This is a genomic window from Bradyrhizobium sp. Pa8, assembly GCF_052588265.1.
On the sequence record NZ_CP176767.1, the window covers coordinates 1,626,801 to 1,647,118 of the forward strand.

Here is a 20,318-nt window from a genome sequence, read left to right on the forward strand (position 1 = left end):
GGAAAGCTAGTGGTCTGAGATATGAGTTGGGAGAAGAGTCTCGGCAAGGCGTGATCGTTAGTGATTAGGGCGTGGACTACGCGCGGCCGGCCATGGTCATTTAGGAAGCGAGTTGGATGAAGGCAGGGTTGGCTGCAAGTTAGCGTAGCGCGTCACCACCCGAGGAAAAGCCGTTCGACTTGATTGCGGGCACGATAGAGATACGGGCTGAAGCAAATCGGATCGCTGCGGTTGCTCTTTGACGGGACGCTGGCACATGCGCCTTCCTTCATGTCAAGCCAAACGGCGTTGTAGTCACCGTAGCTGGACCGGAAAATTACCAAAATTGGTCGTTTCGCGCAGGTCAGACTGGGGCTAGCTCCGGGCTCGGAAACGGAGATACACTATGTACATACCGCCGGCCTGCAAGGACGATAACATCGAGAGCATCCGGGCGATCATCGGGGCGCCGGCTTGGGCAACCTGGTGACAGCGACTGCCGACGGGCCGTTCGCGACGCCCATGCCGCTCTTTCCCGACGAGAGTGAAGGCGAGCGTGGTGTGCTGTACGGGCACTGGCGAAGACAACCCTCACTGGCGCCTACCGCCGATCGGAGAGGCGCTTGCGATCCTCATGGGCCCCGAGGCCTACGTGACGCCGTCTTGGTACTCCACCAAGCACGAAACTGGAAAGGTCGTGCCGACCTGGAATTACGCGGTGGTGCACCTCTACGGCCCAGTCGAATTCTTCCAGCGGGCGGAACGCCTGCTTGACGCGGTAACGCGGCTAACGGACAAGCACGAAGAATCGCGCGCGAAGCCGTGGGCAGTCTCCGACGCTCCGGCTGACTTCATCGCATCCGAGTTGCGCGGGTTCGTGGGCGTGCGCATTCCGGTCTCGCGATTCGAAGGCAAACGCAAGATGAGCCAGAATCGACCAGAGGCCGACCGCGTCGGCGTCGGCGTCGCGGCGGGGCTTGCGGCGAGCGAGAACCTACAGGATCGGGAGGTCGCCTCGGTCATTCCGCTGCCCACCTGAAGACGGTCCTGCAGGCAAACCCGGCTCAGTAGTTCGAGAACTTCAGATGTTGAAATTGGCTTTTCCGATGATCCTGGCTGTAACCAGGCGGGTATAGGGGGTGCCGTGCGGCTTGCGCGGCCGTCATTTGCAATCCGACCCGTCGAGCGACGCTAAGGAGGTTCAACCGCACCGCCGTCCATTCGGCTTATTTGCACGAACTGCCGCCTCTCAGTGGACATTCCGCGCCCAGCTCGGCCGAACAACGCGCGCCGCTAGGGTTAGAGCCTCGACCTCACAAGAATCCTGTGAGCGCCAGCGCCGCATCCGTGCTCTTCCTGTTCGTTGCGCGCGAATCATCTCACTGCGCATCGTTTAGCTCAACGTCGGCGGCGTCAGCATTTGGCGGGGGCCCACTCATGTGCCGGGACGCATGGTTGCGCTCAGCTCCAGGACATTCGCATCCCGAAACACAAAAATCGCCAACGACCCCTGAAATGATCCAAAGTGTAGATGCGGCCCATCAACACAATCGATTTTACCAATCTTGTAGGATGTCGCATAACAAAAACATCGGTTTGGAGAAAAGCGCCTTCGGTCTTCTCAGGATGGTTATCGATCTTTGCCTAGGCCGGGAAAAGCATCTTCGGTGTACGTCGGGCGTCAAGCCATGCGCTCGTGCGGTCCGGTTGTGCTTTTCGGTGGTCTCTCACCTAACGCTGCGGGTTCAAAGCGACCGGCGGCAGTCAAAGGGCTGTGCGTTGATCGCCAAATCGTCGCACCGGGCGAGTATCAGGCCGAGTTCTTTGAGCCCTGGTTCAATCGAACGGAAAAAAGCAACGCCAGATTTCGTTCGGAATGGATTTCGGCCTTCAATGGCTAAGGCTAGCGGCGAATGCCCTCGCCGCAAATGGACCGTCGGCAGGACCCCTCCCTCTGCCGTCGGAAGCTGGCGCGATGTGTAGCTGCGTCGCTCCTCCGAGGCTGACTTATGCTCGGCCACCAAAGGTGGTCGAGCGTCTTTTGTGCGCGCCGAGTACGTACGACAGCCTGGAGCTGGAAGTCCTCGATCCAGCGATGCGCTTTATTCCTGCAGTCGCAACGGATCCCTTGAGCATCTGGCAAGTGCATCATGAATGACTCTCAACAACTGAATGATCATGAAGTTCATAGTGGTGAATCACAGGAGGCCGAGCAGCTCATCGAATTGCGCCGAGTGTCATCGATCCCTAGGGGTCGGCTACCTGCGAGAGATGTCCACGCGGCAGCCCTATTGCGACTACAATTGTTATCGTCGTTGTCGAGAGAGGCTGTGCATGCCATGGCTCGCGATTAGATACGGCATCCGTCGGCTCGCACATGACTATTGTACTCACCTGGAGACTGTCGCTTTCTTTGCTGCCGTTACGTGTTGGTATTCGATTGTGCTCACCGAAGCCGCGAAGCAACTCTGGCGAAATGAGAGTGCTGAGGCGCCCTCACACGTAAGCATGCATAAGACTAACTGACGCGCCAGCGAGTCGTGGGACCGAAACTAGCAAACCAATCGAATGTCGCAAAAAGGGTGAGGAGACTATGAAAAGTCGCTTTAATGAGGTCGGAGGATATTGATCCGCATGTGCGGGATTGTCGGCATTCTCGGGCGCGAACCGGTCGCGGAGCAATTGGTGGAGTCGCTCAAACGTCTTGAATATCGCGGCTACGACTCCGCGGGCGTCGCCACGCTCGAAGGCAAGCATCTCGCGCGCCGCCGCGCGGAGGGCAAGCTGAAGAACCTGGAGAAGCATCTCGAGGCCGAGCCGCTCAAAGGCACGACCGGCATCGGTCACACCCGCTGGGCCACCCACGGCAAGCCGACCGTCAACAATGCCCATCCGCACGCGACCGAACGCGTTGCCGTGGTCCACAACGGCATCATCGAGAATTTCCGCGAGCTGCGCGAGAAGCTCGAGAAAAAGGGCACGGTATTCTACACCGAGACCGACACCGAGATCGTGCTGCATCTCGTGGACGATCTGCTCACGCGCGGCAACAAGCCGGTGGAAGCGGTGAAGCTGACACTGGCGCGGCTGCGCGGCGCCTTCGCCCTCGGCTTCATCTTCGCCGGCGAGGACGACCTGATGATCGGCGCCCGCAACGGGCCGCCGCTCGCGATCGGCTATGGCGACGGCGAGATGTATCTCGGCTCCGACGCCATCGCGCTCGGTCCGTTCACCGACACGATCAGCTATCTCGAGGACGGCGACCGGGTCGTGCTGACCCGCAAGAGCGCCGCGATCTTCGACAAGGATGGCCACGCCATTCACCGCGACAAGATTAAGCACGCCGCCTCGACCTCGCTGGTCGACAAGGCCAACTACCGCCACTTCATGGCGAAGGAGATCCACGAGCAGCCGGAGGTGGTCGGTCACACCCTGGCGCGCTATGTCGACATGGCAACCGAGCGCGTCTCGCTGCCGGTCAAGGTTCCGTTCGACTTCAAGACCATCCAACGCATCAACATCACGGCTTGCGGCACCGCGAGCTACGCCGGCTTCGTCGCGAAATACTGGTTCGAACGCTTTGCGCGCGTGCCGGTCGAGGTCGACGTCGCCTCCGAATTCCGCTACCGCGAAGCGCCGTTGCGCAAGGGCGATCTCGCCATCTTCATCTCGCAGTCGGGCGAGACCGCCGACACGCTGGCTGCGCTGCGTTATGCCAAGGCCGAGGGCGTGCACACGGTGGCCGTCGTCAACGTGCCGACCTCGACGATCGCGCGCGAGAGCGAGACGGTGCTGCAGACGCTGGCCGGTCCCGAGATCGGCGTCGCCTCGACCAAAGCCTTCACCTGCCAGCTCATGGTGCTGGCAAACCTAGCGATTGCGGCCGGCAAGGCCCGCGGCGAATTGTCCGACGAGGACGAGACCAAGCTCGTTCATGGCCTCGTCGAGATCCCGCGCCTGATGTCGGACGCGCTCACCACCGAGCTCCAGATCGAGAAACTCGCGCACAGGATCGCCAAATCGAAGGACGTGCTCTATCTCGGCCGCGGCACCAGTTTTCCGCTCGCGCTCGAAGGCGCGCTGAAGCTGAAGGAGATCTCCTATATCCACGCCGAGGGGTATGCCGCCGGCGAGCTCAAGCACGGGCCGATCGCGCTGATCGACGAATGCATGCCGGTCGTCGTCATCGCACCCCACGACCAGGTGTTTGAAAAGACCGTCTCGAACATGCAGGAGGTCGCCGCCCGCGGCGGCAACATCATCCTAGTGACGGACGCCAAGGGCGCGGCTCAGAGGATGGTCGATTCGCACGTTACCATCGTCATGCCGGACATGCCGGCTGCCTTCACACCGATGGTCTATGCCATCCCCGTGCAACTGCTCGCCTACCACACGGCCGTTGTGATGGGCACCGATGTCGACCAGCCGCGTAATCTCGCGAAATCCGTCACCGTGGAATAAGCACGACGGCGCCGGTCGATGGCTTCCGTTCTTCAAACTCGGGCGAAACATTGACCGTTTCCCGGACTGATCAGGAGCGCCAGCAGTTCAGGTTTGCTGCCGCCTCGCCGGTGATCAGAAGCAGGCGAGCGAGATTGCTTCTGTGTCGCGTAGACGTACCACAGATTCGCTACTTTATTTCGTCAGGCCACTGCACCCCTCCAGGTGGTAAAGCAACTTGGCCCTCGGCGTTCGGAGTAGATCGGCCGGCGTAGGTAGCGCCGAAAAATCGAGAGGGTTTTGATGTTAGTCCGTTTGCGCTATCGGGCAATGCTGTCCATGCTTGCCGCCATGTGCCTGCCCGCACAGGCGCAAGATCGCCGCACGGTCGCCGAACCTATCGCGCCTAGTTACGTCTGCGCGCGCCTAGCGCCGTCGGGAGAAAACGATACAGTTACGCTGCAAGACGCCATTGCTCACTGCGCTCCTAGCTCAGCGGTTTATTTGGCAGGCGGGATCTTCCTGTCCGGCCCCCTCGAGATGAAATCGGGAGTAACGCTGTGGATCGAGCGCGACGCCACGCTTTTGGCTCTTGCCCAGCCGAATGTCTATGACAAAGGCCTCGGAACTTGTGGTCGCATCGAAGGCAAGGGCGACGGCTGCCGGCCGCTCATCAGCTTCTCCAAAACACACGGAGGCGGCATCTATGGCGAGGGCATCATCGACGGCCAGGGCGGCGCGCTCATGGTCGGTACCACCGAGAGTTGGTGGCAACTGGCCCGGCGAGCGCAAGCCGAGGGCGGCAACCAGAACGTCCCGCGCTTGATACAGATCGACCATGCCCATGACATTACCTTCCACGGCATCACACTGCGCAATGCGCCCAATTTCCACGTGGCGATGAACCGGGTCGAAGGTGCCACCTTTTGGGGCGTTACAATCGATACACCGGCCGATGCCCGCAATACAGATGGCATCGATCCCGGCGCCAGCCAGGATGTGACGATTACTCACTGTCAGATTCGCACTGGAGACGACAATGTGGCTATCAAAGCCGGCAACAATGGTCCCACCCGGCATATTTCAATTATCGACAACTACTTCGGGTGGGGGCACGGCATGTCGATCGGCAGTGAGGTTGGCTCAGGTATCAGCTACATACTGGTGCACGGCCTGACCCTGGACGGCACGACGTCTGGCTTGCGCATTAAGAGCGATGTCAACCGGGGCGGTCTGGTGGAGAGGGTGACCTATGAGAATGTGTGTCTGCGCGGCAACCGATGGCCTATCAATTTCGATACACGCTATGATGCCCAGGCGCACGGCAACAAAATTCCGGTCTACCGGCGGATCGCTCTGCGCCACGTGCGCGGCAGTGATGGTGCGCTCCTGATGCACGGGCGTGATCGAGACCATGCCCTTGAGATTGCGCTGGACGATGTGCGATTCTCCGATAGCGCGACCTGGCAAGTGGAGAATGCGGATGTCGTGGTTTCCGGCGTGTGGCCGCCGTTGCAGGGCGGACGAGGCCCGCTATCGTCGAGTGCATGGGAAGGCTGCGCAGGGGCATTCCGTCAACCACCAAGCAAAGCTCTGAACGGCCTTGCGCCGCGATAGTGCGCTTCGCTTCGTTGTAGCATCCGCACTTGACTGAACACGAATTGCAAGCGTACGGAACGTCGCTGGCTCATTTGGGACCGGTCCGGGCCCAATCGCCTAGCGGGATGTGACGAAGGTCGCGAGGCGGCTCGCAAACCTTATTGGGTCAGATGACAGGGCGGAGCCAGTTAGCGCGAGAGATCCGGAACGGTGCGACCGTAGACGGATCAAAAAGTCCGCGACCGCCCCTTAGCTGTTATCTTGACGATGAGCTCGGCAGCCAGTTCGTGTCATCAGCAAAGAAAGCTTTGAGCGACCATTGCTTGGCTTCGCTGTCGGTCAGCCGATGGGAGTAAGGTTCACGTCCTCTGAGATTGGCGCCGATTCCGGTGGATTGGTATTCGGCATAGTAAGCTGTCTTCAGTCTGTTGGTCTTGCCAAGATCCCACTCGCTCCAGCCATCCGCTATCACCGGCGCATTCATCTCGGTGGATAAGAAGATCACCGTAGCGTAACGGCGCCAAGGGCGACCGAGGGCGATGGCACGCGCGGCGCGATCGGCGGTCAGAGTGCAATGATCAAAAACATAGGCGCTGTCCTCGTCCGGCGAATCTTTGCTTTGTGCGGTATATACCACAGCTTGATTGGCGATGCCGTGCAGTTCACAACGCTGGAAGTAAGCCTTCGCGTTGCCAAATATATAATCGACATGTCCCTCGATGTAACAGTCGGAAAAGTATTGGCGTGCTGTTCGGGCATTCGGCCTCTTATTGGCGAATAGTGTGTCCTGTGCGCCGAGTAGGCGGACGCGGGTGACAACGTCTTTGTCTCCAGTAATAGCCAGCGCCACCCCCTGTGACGGCGGGTTAGCTGGATTCAGGGAATAGTCGTTTTGTATCGTTAGATTGTCGAGCCGAAAGTCGTCGCCCGACGCGTCCATGGTCGCGGAATGAACGGTTCCGCCCACTTTGATCGCACCGTCGCCGTAGACGACCACCGTGTCCTCTGGCTTCTTGCCGGTGCCCTTGATGTGAACGCCAGGTCTGACGACCTTGACCTTCTCACGATAGATGCCCGGCGCGATCAGAATGTCGCCGCCTCGGGCCGGCAATGCGTCTATGGCCTCCTGGACGGAGCGATAGGCCATGTCGCCGGATTGCGAGACCAAAAGCTCTTCTGCATTTGCTTCCGAAAGCAGAAAGCATTTGGTCAGAATGGCAGTGGAAATCAGAAAGTCTCGCATAATGTTCCCCACTCTTTGTTGGTCCAGCTGCACGCTTGATACAGTGGTGCGCTTAGAACCCACCCTGCGCGATGCTCGCCAGCCCTTGGTCTAGCTGCGCCCAACGTGTGCTTCTAGCTTCCTTCCATCCCACATCTGGAAAGCAGGCGGGCAATTCCAATCGTGGATGACGTTCGCGCCGCTTCTGCGTCGACGTAAGGGCGACATGACTTGTCGGAACTCGCCCCTTGGTTTCTCATGTCTGGTCGTGTCTTGCTTGGAGATTCCTATGTCCGAAACACGACAATAGGGTGAGAATGTTCCGCAGGAGCGACGCAAATCGTTGTCTTTTCTTTCTTTGGTCGTGGTTCGCAGACTGTGGCACGCCGATTGCTCATGGCGGCAAAGGGCCGTCACGACCACATTAAAGTGGGCGGCGACGGAGTTCAATGAGCCCGGTTGATGCCTCGCGCAACCTCGGCGTTGCGAGCGGCAGCGCGGACGGGCGCCTTGAAATGAAGCTTGTGCCGATCAGTGCGAAGCGAGAAATGCGGATTGCATGGTGCCCCTGGTCAGCGCGACGATGCGTGTCGCATCCGAGCATATGAGCCGCTCTACGACCGTTCCGCCATAGAGGAAAACAGATGAAGTTTGGAGTGTTCTACGAGCACCAATTGCCGCAGCCCTGGGAAAACGGCGGCGAACAAATATTGTTCGACAACGCACTGGAACAGATCGAGCTCGCTGACCGGCTTGGGTTCGATTACATGTGGCAAGTCGAGCATCACTTCCTGGAGGAATACTCCCACTCGTCCGCACCAGAAGTTTTTCTGGGGGCCGTTTCGCAGCGCACAAAGAATATTCGTATTGGCCACGGCATTTGTCTTTCCCCGCCGCACTACAATCATCCCGCGCGGGTAGCTGAGCGCCTCGCGACGCTCGATCTGATCTCTGGAGGACGCGTTGAGTGGGGGACCGGAGAATCCGCGTCGCTAATTGAAATGCATGGATTTGGGATAGAGCCCGAGCAGAAGAATGCCATGTGGCGGGAAGGCGTCGAACAAGCCGCCAATATGATGATGATGCGCCCGTATCCGGGATACGAGGGGCAATTCTTCACAATGCCGCCCCGCAACATCGTGCCAAAACCGATACAGAAACCGCACCCACCGCTTTGGATGGCGTGTTCGCGGCGCGAGAGCATTTTGCGCGCCGCGCGTCACGGGGTAGGAGCGCTGGTCTTTGGATTTGTCGAAGCGTCTCAAGCAAAAATATGGCGCGACGAATACTATGAGACGATCAAGTCCGACGGATGCGTGCCAATCGGCCATTCGGTGAACGCCAATATTGCAACGCTCAACGGTATGATGGTTCATGAGAGTGCCGAAGAGGCAATGCGTCGCGGAATCGACGGTTTCAAGTTTTTCGGATACTCGATCGCACATTATGCGGTATATGGCGAACATCGTCCTGGACGCACGAATTTGTGGCGGCGCTTCCAAGCTATCAAGGACGATATGAAGGAGACACCAGGTTCGGGTAGCATCGGTCGACCGCAGACCGTTCGTGACCATCTGATGAGCTATGCAGATGTCGGTATCGACCAGATGATCTTCATCCAACAATGTGGTGTAAATAGACACGAACATATCTGCGAAGCACTCGAGCTGTTTGCCAAGGAGGTCATGCCCGCACTGAAAGAGCGGGAAAGCGAGCGCGTTCGACGTAAAGAAGAGGAACTGGCACCCTACGTAGAGGCGGCCCTAGCCCGCAAACCGTCGATGCCAGAGCTGCGCGAAGCGGACATCCCCAACATCGAGGCTATGGGCGTCGTACTCGAGCGTCGCTCTGGTAAGGACTACGCTTCAGCGGGCGGCACCTTCGCGGATCCGACCCGCGGAGGTGCGATTCCGATGGTTTCACGCGAAACCTATGCCAAGGCAGCTAGGGTCGATTGATGGCGAACATCACCGCGTAACTTGCCTGAGCTCATGTTCCATGCCGCTCGCATCGGCGACGGCGGAGCCACAAACCTGGGAAGCATCCGAGCAGCAATGAAGATATCACAAGCGTTCAGGTTCGAGGCGGCCCACCGCCTCCCCAACGTGCCGGCCACACACAGGTGCAGCCGCATGCATGGGCATTCCTATCGAATCGAAGTGCAGGTCGCTGGACCGATGGATCCGGTCACAGGATTTGTCGTAGATTTTTCTGACCTTGAGGAGTCCTTTGTCGAAATCCTGAATGCACTTGATCATCAATGTCTGAATGAAGTTGAGGGATTGGAGAATCCTACAGCAGAAAACATTGCTATTTGGATCTGGGAAAGGTTGCATCGCAAATTTCAGCAAATGTCGAGCGTTCGAGTCTATGAAACATCTGACGCTTGGGCTGAATATGACGGACGATGACAAGAAGGTCAGCCGGTATGATCGGTCGCTTGCAATGAGTTGGCGCGGCTCCAACATTGAAGTCGGGGCTGCAATCCAAATTCGTGAATGGAAATCGCGCTTGAAAGAGCTCGAGCGAGCGGAGACCTTCTGCAGCAGGAGACATCGCTGAGCGGTTCCCTCAACGACTGCTCGGGTGGCGGGCGATAAACGAATGATGGCACCGCACGGCCCCGAAACCTTCAGCTAGCTGGCCGTGTTAACCTGTCGATCATGTCCAGTCGATACGGAGCCAGCACTACGCCGTAAGCTCTGACGCCTTGGGACGCGAGAGGGCGCCGCAAGAGAAATAGCTGAAGCGACCCGGCGCATTTCGCCGGGAAAAAGTGCGCCGGGTCCGCCAAACATCATCAGTGCGTTCTGACAATGTTCCTCCAACCAAGCAGAGTGGCAAATCGGAGGTCGCTCCAGTCGGTCAAGGCGCCGCCTCTGCAATATTCCACACAAGGAGGCCGACGGAGCTTGAATCGCACGTAACGTCAAGTTGTAGACCGCATCGTAGGTGTTTCCGATCCGGCCAAAGGTGGCTCGATACATGGCGTTCTCACAGTGCATGTGGGGAGAGGAAAGTGTTGCTCTCCTTTTTATTTTTGTCTCCATCTTCTTTGCTGGCTTCGGGTTCGCATATGCCGCGCTGGAAGCGCGCTTTCGGCATCCTGACCGCTACGTGCTTGATGTGACCCCCAGCGTCCGTTCTCCTGACGCTTGCGACCGGGATGCTGACGGCTGATAAGCCGAAGGATAGATCTTGGAGCAACAAAAGTTCCCCTTATCGTTCCACAGTTCGCATCAGAGTATATCGGGTGCGTACATCGAATCCGCAGCAGAAATTGCTGGCGAGATAGGGAGCAGCAAACCACGTGTACGTGTTCGTTCATGCGCTGTTGCCCTTCGGACCAGAGTGCCGCAAATGCGCGGTTCAGCCTACCTCTACATCATCCGTACAACGCGATGGCGCTACGTTTCGATCTAGTCCACATGCTGAACCGAATCAGCGTCTTCCACGGAGCATTGAGTGACAACAAAATGCACGAACAACAGGCCGCGCCAAGTTAGGCCACTATTCTTCAAGCTATGACCAATCGGCGATTGGCGCATTCGAGAGAGAATCTCGCGAACATTTTGTGCTTCAGAATGCGTAACTAGATGTGACTATTCAAGTGGGCTTCGAACGTCCTAAGCGGGCATTCAGTTGCAATGGATCTATCGTTCGTTAAGCGGACGCCGAGGAATCGTGCCTGCAGCATCGAAGGCGTCAGGCTCCCTACGTCTTCGTAGAAACCAGAGCGCGCTTGTCTCAAAGGATAGAATGAAAAAGCTCTCTACTTGCCGGAGCTGGCGATTATCGAAAGCGTGGATGGCGTTTGCATCATTGCTAATAGGTAGTCGTGAAGACGAGAGGATACAAGCTGACATTACGTGCGATTCAAGGTCTTTCGAAGTGCTCGCATAATTATGCTTCGCTGCTGCAGAGCCGGGCCACGCGCCTCAGTTTTGCCACGCTAGTCGCTTCAATCAGGATAGCATCATCACGGACGTACTGATGGTGCAGAGGCGGGACCCGGCGCATTTTACGGACGGCAAGACGGCAAAGTGCGCCGGGCGCCTCGGTTGATCGCGAACCTCAATGCGCGAAAGCTTGTCGACTGCGCAGAGTTGCATTGTCTGAGGGTGGTTTGCGAACGTTGACGTGGGCCTCAAGCAGAAAGCCGACGTTGAAAGGTGCAAACGTGGCCTTGTCAGTCCCGCTCGCCACGCGCGCCGATCTCAGCACCGCACTTAGTGTTGATAGGCGACAATCTTTTGCAGGCGAACCGACGAAGATGTCGAAAGCCGACATTCGGCAGGGAAAGCCCTATCGTGCAGTTGCCGGCCTGGGCCCAGTTATTGCAAGAAATCTTGCCGAAGTTGCTGGATGTCTTAAAGGAGCTCACGTGTCCCTTCATGGATTAGATGGAGACAGCGCAGTTGATTCAGCCTCTGCGCCGGATCTTGCACTCTGTCCGTTTCACGACGATAGGTCGCGCGCGCGGCCAGCCGGAAGGAAGACGCTTGTACTGACCGGTGCCTCGCGCGGCATTGGCCACGCTACGGGCAAACTGTTCTCGGAAGCCGGTTGGCGAATTATCTCCTGTTCTCGACAGCCTTTCGATAGCCGCCGATGTCCCTGGGAGTCGGGAGTCAATAACCACGTGCAGGTGGAGTTGAGCGACCATCGCGCATTGCCGCGTGCGATTACCGAGATCAAGGAACGGCTAAACGGAGAGCCGCTTCACGCGCTGATCAACAATGCTGGCATTTCTCCAAAGGCGCCGGACGGCAGTCGGCTGAATTCGCTGACAACATCCATCGGAACTTGGATGAGCGTGTTTCACGTCAATTTGGTCGCGCCGATTCTACTTGCTCAAGGCTTGTTCGAAGAACTGAAAGCGGCATCCGGCTCGATCGTCAATGTCACCTCAATTGTTGGCACTCGGGTGCATCCATTCGCCGGTACTGCCTATGCGACCTCCAAGGCAGCGCTCGCCTGCCTCACACGTGAGATGGCGCATGACTACGCTCCGTTCGGAATTCGGGTCAACGCGATCGCGCCGGGCGAGATCAAGACCGACATCCTCTCGCCGGAAACCGAAGCGAAGCTGGCACCAATTATTCCGCTACATCGTGTCGGGACGCCGGACGAGGTCGCGAAGGTCATTTTCTTCCTCTGCTCAAGCGCTGCGAGCTATGTCACGGGTGCGGAGGTGCCAATCAATGGCGGACAGCACGTGTGATATTGGCGGAGAGATCAGTCGCTAGCTGGGTCCATGAGTCGCGCTGGCATAGGGCGAGAGTCAGTTGGTCTTTCGTGCAACGTCAATTCCAATGTCGCAAACTGGGCGAACCGTCCGGTGAAGGCGACAAAAAAGTCTGTCGGTAAGCCGACAGGCTGAGTATGACTTTCCACCCGCCTCGCAATGGACGAGATGCGAAGTCGAGGAAGTTAAGGTTAGCGCATGAGCCGGTCCGGGGCGACGGCGCTAGCTCCGGGCAAAGTGTGGCGTAACCGAACGCGTGAAGGCCGCACGTCTCCTCGTCTTGGAGTCGGGGCCGCACGGCTACACGCTCAAGACATTCGCCTCTTTAGGCCAAACAGGTTTTATGGGACTGTCACGGATGTGACGTACCGTCTAGTTCGCGACGACATACGTCTCACAGACAGTGTCGTAATTGTCTATCTCTCGTCTGTGGCACGAGGCTTGAAGAGGAGCTGTCGAAGTCGAACGACATCGTTTACTCCTGGGAGTCTCAATTCATGGCTTACAAGATCGTCGCCTCGCAATGCTCGGTTTGCGGTGCATGTGAGTTCGAGTGTCCGAACGGCGCGATCAGTCTGAAACGCGACACTTATGTGATAGACCCGAAAAAGTGCACAGAGTGCGACGGGCATTGCGATACGCCGCAGTGCGCGGTGGTCTGTCCAGTCGAAGACACATGTGTCCCGGCCTGAGGATGTGGAACAAGATCGTCGCCGCTGACAAGTTCAATCGAGCGATTGTCGGCCATGCACGCCGAATCGTCGAGCGGACGTGCGCCAGCTTGCGGTAGCCTCGAAACTGCGTGTCAATGTCGTCGGCGGCGGCGGCCCATAAGACACTACAGCGACGAGGGCAGTCCGCGCCGATACATCGGCGCGCAAGCGCAGTAGGCACGACCCGGAAGACGAAGGAGAAGCTCGACATTCCCTGTCCGAGGTCCGCGATGCTGGAAATCTTCGGCACGAAAAATTGGTGTCGAATTGGCCTTCAACCGAATGTCCACAGCCAGGACCTTCAAGATGCAGCTGAAAAGGGGCGGCATGAGCCTCATGCTGATCGCGGGGCGTCCTCGAGCTGGTGCAGGTGGGGCCATCCAAAGTCGCGTAAGAAGCGCCTAACCGAACGCGACAGGAGTAAGACGGGACGGCTCGCCGGGAAAGACCGGTGCGCCCACGGCAACCCCGACGGCATCGCAAACGGAATTAAAGGAGATTGGATTGCTGATGACCCCGTGTGCGCCTTGTTTAAGTCCAGCCTGCGCCACCGGATCGGAATTCCGTTCCGCTACGAGCAAAATCTTGGTCGTCGCGAACACCTTGCTGAGTTCTGCTAGGACTTCTTCGCCTCGGTCCCGCAAGATGGCAATGCCGATCAGCACCGCGGCGGGAGCTTTCATGGGCGAGGCCATGGCCTCATCCATAGAGGCAAAAGCATGGGTCTGATAGCGCTCGCGCAGGATGTAGTCGAGTGCGGAACGTACCACCTGCTCAGGTTCGATCACGAAAATGGCCGGACGGTCTGCTCTCGCAGAAATCTCGGTTTCGAACTGCATGATATCCTCGATGCATTGATTGATACGCCTCAAGCAAGCTCCGGACCGTAAGTGACTAGCCGTCTGAGCAGGGAAAACTGCCGATTTCGCTAATCGGGTAGCAAGATTTGCCCAGTTCCGGACAGGCGAGGGCGACGCACACGCCTCGAGACCTGCCGATGTAGGACTTGCAACAATGCCCATCTGCACCGGTATCTATCTCCACTTACACCGTTTTTCGTCCTGAGTAGGCACTGGCACGCTCGTTGCAAAAGTCATTACACGAGGGCGCGGCTGTCGACCTTTTGTATCTCCACTTAGCTGCGAATGCGGCGAGCCGGGCGATGGGATCACGACAGAGCGCAGTTCGCTTATCGGCAATCGGTTGATGGAGAGCAACATGTCTTCACTGAGACAAATCGCGTTTTACGGCAAGGGCGGTATCGGCAAATCGACGACGTCGCAGAATACGCTCGCAGCCCTCGCCGAGATGGGTCACAAGATCCTGATCGTCGGCTGCGACCCGAAGGCGGACTCGACCCGCCTGATCCTGCACGCCAAGGCGCAGGACACGATCTTGAGTCTGGCAGCGAGCGCCGGCAGCGTCGAGGACCTCGAGCTCGAGGACGTTTTGAAGGTCGGTTACAAGGACATTCGCTGCGTCGAATCCGGTGGTCCTGAGCCGGGCGTCGGGTGCGCCGGCCGGGGCGTCATCACCTCGATCAACTTTCTGGAAGAGAACGGCGCCTACGAGGGCATCGATTACGTGTCCTACGACGTGCTCGGCGACGTCGTCTGCGGTGGCTTTGCGATGCCGATACGTGAAAATAAGGCGCAAGAGATCTACATCGTCATGTCCGGCGAGATGATGGCGATGTACGCCGCCAACAACATCTCCAAGGGCATTTTGAAGTACGCCAATTCCGGCGGCGTGCGGCTCGGCGGCCTGGTCTGCAACGAGCGGCAGACCGACAAGGAGCTAGAGCTGGCAGAAGCGCTCGCCAAGAAGCTAGGCACCCAGCTGATCCACTTCGTGCCTCGTGACAACGTCGTCCAGCACGCCGAGCTACGCCGTATGACGGTGCTGGAATATGCACCGGACTCCAAGCAGGCGGACCACTATCGCAATCTCGCGACCAAAATCCACAACAATGGCGGCAATGGCATCATCCCGACCCCGATCAGCATGGACGAGCTTGAAGACATGCTGATGGAGCACGGCATCATGAAGCAGATCGATGAAAGCCAGGTCGGCAAGACGGCTTCAGAGCTCGCCGCCCTTTCGGCTTGAATTCGGACCTCACATTCGGCGTGTTTCGAGAAAGCGTCGGTCCTTAAAGTGCACAGGACAATCAGAAGGATACTCGTATGAGCCTGGCATCCACCCAGAGCGTTGCAGAGATCAAGGCCCGAAACAAGGAGCTGATCAATGAAGTTTTGAAGGTCTACCCGGAGAAGACCTCTAAGCGACGAGCCAAGCACCTCAACGTGCACGAGGCGGGCAAGTCGGACTGTGGTGTCAAATCGAATCTCAAATCGATCCCCGGCGTGATGACCATTCGAGGATGCGCCTATGCAGGCTCGAAAGGGGTGGTGTGGGGTCCGATCAAGGACATGATCCACATCAGTCACGGTCCGGTCGGTTGCGGCCAGTATTCCTGGGGATCGCGGCGCAACTATTATGTCGGGACCACCGGCATTGATGCCTTCGGAACCATGCAGTTCACCTCCGATTTTCAAGAAAAGGACATCGTCTTTGGCGGTGACAAGAAGCTCGCCAAGGTCATCGATGAGATTCAGGACCTGTTTCCGCTAAACCGCGGAATTACGGTCCAATCGGAGTGCCCGATCGGCCTGATCGGCGATGATATAGAGGCGGTGTCGAGGGCTAAGTCGAAGGAGCATGATGGCAAGACAATCGTGCCGGTGCGCTGCGAAGGATTCCGCGGCGTATCGCAGTCGCTTGGCCACCACATCGCCAACGACGCCGTACGCGACTGGATATTTGACAAGATCTCCCCTGAGGCAGAGCTTCGATTCGGACCAACGCCCTATGACGTCGCCATCATCGGCGACTACAACATCGGCGGCGACGCATGGTCGTCTCGCATCCTCCTGGAGGAGATGGGCCTGCGCGTGATTGCGCAGTGGTCCGGCGACGGCAGTCTCGCCGAACTTGAGGCGACGCCAAGGGCCAAGCTTAACATCCTGCACTGCTATCGTTCAATGAACTACATCTCTCGTCACATGGAGGAGAAGTTCGGCATTCCGTGGTGCGAGTACAACTTCTTCGGTCCATCAAAAATCGCGGAGTCACTGCGCAAGATCGCAAGCTTCTTCGACGACAAGATTAAGGAAGGGGCCGAGCGCGTCATCGTGAAATACCAGCCCCTGATGGATGCCGTCATCGCCAAGTACCGGCCGCGCCTAGAAGGGAAGTCCGTGATGCTCTTCGTTGGTGGCCTGCGCCCTCGGCACGTGATCGGTGCCTACGAAGACCTCGGTATGGAGGTCATCGGGACCGGCTACGAGTTCGGTCACAACGACGATTATCAGCGCACTGCCCAGCATTACGTCAAGGACGGTACACTGATTTATGACGACGTCACCGGCTACGAATTCGAGCGCTTCGTCGAGAAGATGCAGCCCGACCTCGTTGGATCCGGCATCAAGGAGAAGTACGTGTTCCAGAAGATGGGCGTGCCGTTCCGGCAAATGCACTCCTGGGACTATTCGGGTCCTTACCATGGATACGATGGATTCGCGATCTTCGCCCGGGACATGGACATGGCAATCAACTCCCCGATCTGGAAGAAGACCAGGGCGCCGTGGAAGGACGCCCCGCGTCCGAGCCTGATGGCGGCGGAATAAATGAGCCGGGCCAGACGATCGAACACGAATCCAACAAGGACGCCACGATGACACAGAACGCCGAAAACGTGCTCGATCATTTCGAGCTGTTCCGAGGTCCAGAATACCAGCAGATGCTGGCTAACAAAAGAGCGCTTTTCGAGAATGCGCATGATCCCGCGGAAATCGAGCGTATCCGCGAATGGGCCAAGACACCCGAATATCGCGAAAAGAACTTCGCACGCGAGGAGCTCACCATTAATCCCGCCAAGGCGTGCCAGCCGCTAGGTGCGGTGTTTGCCTCGGTCGGATTCGAGTGCACGTTGCCTTTCGTGCACGGCTCACAGGGCTGCGTCGCCTACTACCGAAGCCACCTGTCGCGGCACTTCAAGGAGCCTACCTCCTGTGTGTCCTCGTCGATGACCGAAGACGCGGCCGTATTCGGCGGTCTCAATAACATGATCGACGGACTCGCCAACAGCTACAACATGTACAAACCGAAGATGATCGCGGTCTCGACCACCTGCATGGCGGAAGTGATCGGCGACGATCTCAACGCCTTCATCAAAACGTCGAAGGAGAAGGGATCGGTGCCGGCCGAGTTCGACGTTCCCTTCGCTCATACGCCCGCCTTCGTCGGTAGCCATGTCACAGGCTATGACAACGCCCTGAAAGGTATCATAGAGCACTTCTGGGACGGCAAGGCCGGAGCTGAGCCAAAGCTTGAGCGCGAGCCAAACGAGAAAATCAACTTCATCGGCGGCTTCGACGGCTACACCGTAGGTAACATCCGCGAGATAAAGCGCATCTTCGAGCTAATGGGGATTGGGTACACGATCCTGGCGGATAATAGTGACGTGTTCGACACGCCCACCGACGGTGAGTTCCGAATGTATGATGGCGGTACGACGCTGGAAGACGCCGCGAATGCCATCCACGCCAAGGCGACCATCTCCATGCAGCAATATTCTACGGAGAAAACGCTGCCGTTCATCGAGAGCCATGGCCAGCAAGTCGTTGCGTTCAACCATCCGGTCGGCGTCAGCGCGACCGACGACTTCCTGATGACGCTGTCGCGCATTACGGGAAAAGCCATCCCGAAGGTCTTGGAACAGGAGCGCGGTCGTCTTGTCGACGCCATGGCGGATTCCAGCGCACACATTCACGGTAAGAAGTTCGCGATCTATGGTGATCCCGACCTTTGCTATGGCTTGGCAGCCTTCCTGCTCGAGCTCGGTGCCGAACCGACCCACGTCCTCTCAACCAATGGCAACAAGGCCTGGGAAGGAAAGATGCAGGCGCTTTTCGCCAGTTCGCAGTTCGGCAAAGACTGTCATGCCTATCCGGGTAAGGACCTCTGGCACATGCGTTCGCTGCTGTTCACCGAGCCGGTCGATTTTCTGATCGGCAACACCTACGGCAAGTACCTGGAGCGCGACACCGGGACGCCGCTGATCCGCATCGGCTTTCCCGTGTTCGATCGGCACCATCATCACCGCTATCCGGTGTGGGGTTATCAAGGTGGTATGAATGTGTTGGTGAAGATACTCGATAGAATCTTTGAGGAGATCGACAGGAACACCAACATTGTGGGTAAAACCGATTACAGCTTCGACATCATCCGCTGATGTGACCGTGTCTCCGCCTCATCTCATGCAGCTTGTCGCGGTCGTGAGGTGGGGATGCAGTCATCAGCCGGCCTATCGACCGTGGTCGGACCAGAAGCGTCCTCGGAAGGAGACAATCTTGACTTCGCTATCGGTTACCATCCAAGACGTCTTCAACCAGGCGGACTGCGCCAGGAACGCCAACAAATCGGAGGCTGTGCGCAAGAAAGGCTGTACCCAGCAGCTGCAGCCGGGCGGGGCGGCCGGAGGTTGCGCCTTTGACGGCGCTAAGATCGCGTTGCAACCGTTTACTGATGTCGCTCATCTCGTTCATGGTCCGATCGCGTGCGAGGGCAACTCGTGGGATAATCGCGGATCTGCCTCCTCAGGCCCGGACCTCTGGCGCAGGAGCTTCACGACCGACATGCACGAGATTGATGTCGTGTTCGGCGGCGAGAAGCGGCTGTACAAAGCCATAAAGGAAATCATCGCGAAGTACGATCCCGCGGCGATTTTCGTCTACCAGACCTGCGTTCCGGCCATGATCGGTGACGATATCAACGCGGTCTGCAAGGTGGCCGCGACGAAGTTCGGCAAGCCTGTCATTCCTGTCAATTCGCCGGGTTTTCTTGGTTCGAAGAACCTTGGCAACAAGCTCGCCGGCGAAGCGCTGCTGGGATACGTGATCGGTACGCGGGAGCCAGATTTCGTCACGCCCTACGACATCAATCTCATCGGCGAGTACAATCTATCCGGCGAGTTCTGGCAGATCAAGCCGCTGCTGGACGAACTCGGCATTCGCATCCTGTCGTGCATCTCCGGCGATGGGAGGTATCGTGAGGTGGCCTGCTCGCACCGGGCGCGCGCCGCAATGATGGTGTGCTCCAAGTCTATGATCAATGTCGCGAGCAAGATGAGGGAGCGCTACGGCATCCCATTCTTCGAAGGCTCATTCTACGGGATCCAGGATTCTAGTGAATCGCTGCGCGAGATCGCGCGCATGCTGATCGAGCGCGGCGCGCCGACCGAGTTGATGGAGCGAACTGAGGCCGCAGTCGCTCGCGAGGAAGCAAAGGCCAGGGCTGCGATTGAGTGCCTCAAGCCGCGCCTTGCCGGCAAGAAAGTGTTGCTCGTCACCGGCGGCGTGAAATCGTGGTCTGTCGTTGCAGCCTTGCAGGAGGCCGGGCTCGAGATCGTCGGTACTTCTGTAAAAAAATCAACCAGCGGGGACAAGGAGCGCATTCAAAAAATGATGGGCCATGATGCTCACATGATTGAGGATTTGACGCCGCGTGAAATGTACAAGATGCTCAAAGAAGCAAAAGCCGACATCATGCTCTCAGGCGGGAAGTCACAGTTTGTCGCCCTGAAGACTACGACGCCATGGCTCGATATCAATCAGGAGCGCTGCTACGCCTATATGGGATATCTCGGCATCGTGAAGCTGATCGAAGAGATCGATAAAGCACTCTACAATCCGGTATGGGATCAGCTCCGTAAGCCTGCGCCGTGGGATGATGCCGCCCTCAATTGGAATGCCAAGGCGTTTGCGCAGATGGATGCCAGGTCCGCGGAGATCGCCCCGTACCCGCTCCGTGCCGAAATGGCCCGCCGCGTCAAGGGATCCTGCTCCTGCGAGACCGTGGATCTCAGCGTCATCAAAAATGCCGGTGCCGCTCACCGTTTGACAACGGTCGATGGCATCGCGCCGCCCACGGGGACCTCCGGCATCTGCTGCGCCAGTAAGCGAGCCATCGAGGACGTTACCGCTCACTCGGCGTCCGTGCCGCAGGCGGCGGAGTAGGGCGGCAAAGCCGAATCAAAGCAAAGCCGAGTCCAAGC

At 58.1% G+C, this 20,318-nt stretch carries 13 protein-coding genes and 2 pseudogenes; 12 read left to right on the forward strand and 3 right to left on the reverse strand.

Annotated elements, in window-relative coordinates; translation table 11 throughout:
• Positions 1-164: 164 nt before the first annotated feature.
• A pseudogene (locus ACKWRH_RS07395) lies at positions 165-278 on the reverse strand (IS5/IS1182 family transposase); the annotation flags it as partial.
• A gap of 107 nt (positions 279-385) precedes the next feature.
• On the opposite strand from ACKWRH_RS07395, the pseudogene ACKWRH_RS07400 reads away from it, so the two are divergent.
• From ACKWRH_RS07400 to ACKWRH_RS07410, 3 genes and pseudogenes are all read left to right on the forward strand, one after another.
• Positions 386-1,018, forward strand: a pseudogene (locus tag ACKWRH_RS07400) (FMN-binding negative transcriptional regulator).
• A 1,595-nt stretch (positions 1,019-2,613) separates the two neighbouring features.
• Positions 2,614-4,440 carry a glutamine--fructose-6-phosphate transaminase (isomerizing) gene (gene glmS, locus ACKWRH_RS07405; RefSeq protein ID WP_445219949.1) on the forward strand — a complete coding sequence of 609 codons (1,827 nt, stop codon included), beginning with the start codon at positions 2,614-2,616 and terminating at the stop codon, positions 4,438-4,440.
• Positions 4,441-4,722: 282 nt separating this feature from the next.
• Positions 4,723-6,036: a glycoside hydrolase family 28 protein gene (locus ACKWRH_RS07410; protein ID WP_445219950.1), complete on the forward strand. Its 1,314-nt coding sequence runs from the start codon at positions 4,723-4,725 to the stop codon at positions 6,034-6,036.
• A gap of 238 nt (positions 6,037-6,274) precedes the next feature.
• Here the strand turns inward: ACKWRH_RS07410 and ACKWRH_RS07415 are convergent, their stop codons facing one another.
• Positions 6,275-7,261, reverse strand: coding sequence for a pectinesterase family protein (locus ACKWRH_RS07415; protein ID WP_445219951.1), 987 nt, complete (start codon positions 7,259-7,261; stop codon positions 6,275-6,277).
• A gap of 623 nt (positions 7,262-7,884) precedes the next feature.
• Here ACKWRH_RS07415 and ACKWRH_RS07420 point away from each other — a divergent pair.
• The 5 genes from ACKWRH_RS07420 (at position 7,885) to ACKWRH_RS07440 (ending at position 13,180) form a co-directional block, all read left to right on the forward strand.
• Positions 7,885-9,198, forward strand: a complete 1,314-nt coding sequence (locus ACKWRH_RS07420) for an LLM class flavin-dependent oxidoreductase (protein WP_445219952.1) — start codon at positions 7,885-7,887, stop codon at positions 9,196-9,198.
• 96 nt (positions 9,199-9,294) lie between these two features.
• Complete coding sequence (gene queD, locus ACKWRH_RS07425; RefSeq protein WP_445219953.1) at positions 9,295-9,651, forward strand: 6-carboxytetrahydropterin synthase QueD; 357 nt, start codon at positions 9,295-9,297, stop codon at positions 9,649-9,651.
• Positions 9,652-10,225: 574 nt separating this feature from the next.
• A complete protein-coding gene (locus tag ACKWRH_RS07430) occupies positions 10,226-10,420 on the forward strand; it encodes a hypothetical protein (protein WP_445219954.1) in 195 nt (64 codons plus the stop codon).
• Positions 10,421-11,624: 1,204 nt separating this feature from the next.
• The gene (locus ACKWRH_RS07435) at positions 11,625-12,464 is read left to right on the forward strand and encodes an SDR family NAD(P)-dependent oxidoreductase (protein ID WP_445222339.1); all 840 of its coding nucleotides are present in this window, start codon (positions 11,625-11,627) and stop codon (positions 12,462-12,464) included.
• Between the two features lie 521 nt (positions 12,465-12,985).
• Entirely contained in the window at positions 12,986-13,180 is a 195-nt protein-coding gene (locus ACKWRH_RS07440; protein ID WP_445219955.1) for a 4Fe-4S binding protein, read from the forward strand.
• Positions 13,181-13,602: 422 nt separating this feature from the next.
• Here the strand turns inward: ACKWRH_RS07440 and ACKWRH_RS07445 are convergent, their stop codons facing one another.
• The gene (locus tag ACKWRH_RS07445) at positions 13,603-14,040 is read right to left on the reverse strand and encodes a response regulator (RefSeq protein WP_445219956.1); all 438 of its coding nucleotides are present in this window, start codon (positions 14,038-14,040) and stop codon (positions 13,603-13,605) included.
• A gap of 379 nt (positions 14,041-14,419) precedes the next feature.
• On the opposite strand from ACKWRH_RS07445, the gene nifH reads away from it, so the two are divergent.
• From nifH to nifE, 4 genes are all read left to right on the forward strand, one after another.
• Complete coding sequence (nifH, locus tag ACKWRH_RS07450; protein WP_445219957.1) at positions 14,420-15,310, forward strand: nitrogenase iron protein; 891 nt, start codon at positions 14,420-14,422, stop codon at positions 15,308-15,310.
• 77 nt (positions 15,311-15,387) lie between these two features.
• On the forward strand, positions 15,388-16,890 hold the full coding sequence (nifD, locus tag ACKWRH_RS07455; RefSeq protein WP_445219958.1) for a nitrogenase molybdenum-iron protein alpha chain: 1,503 nt from the start codon (positions 15,388-15,390) through the stop codon (positions 16,888-16,890).
• Between the two features lie 47 nt (positions 16,891-16,937).
• The gene (gene nifK, locus ACKWRH_RS07460; protein ID WP_445222340.1) at positions 16,938-18,497 is read left to right on the forward strand and encodes a nitrogenase molybdenum-iron protein subunit beta; all 1,560 of its coding nucleotides are present in this window, start codon (positions 16,938-16,940) and stop codon (positions 18,495-18,497) included.
• Between the two features lie 118 nt (positions 18,498-18,615).
• Positions 18,616-20,280 carry a nitrogenase iron-molybdenum cofactor biosynthesis protein NifE gene (gene nifE, locus ACKWRH_RS07465; protein WP_445219959.1) on the forward strand — a complete coding sequence of 555 codons (1,665 nt, stop codon included), beginning with the start codon at positions 18,616-18,618 and terminating at the stop codon, positions 20,278-20,280.
• Positions 20,281-20,318 lie beyond the last annotated feature (38 nt).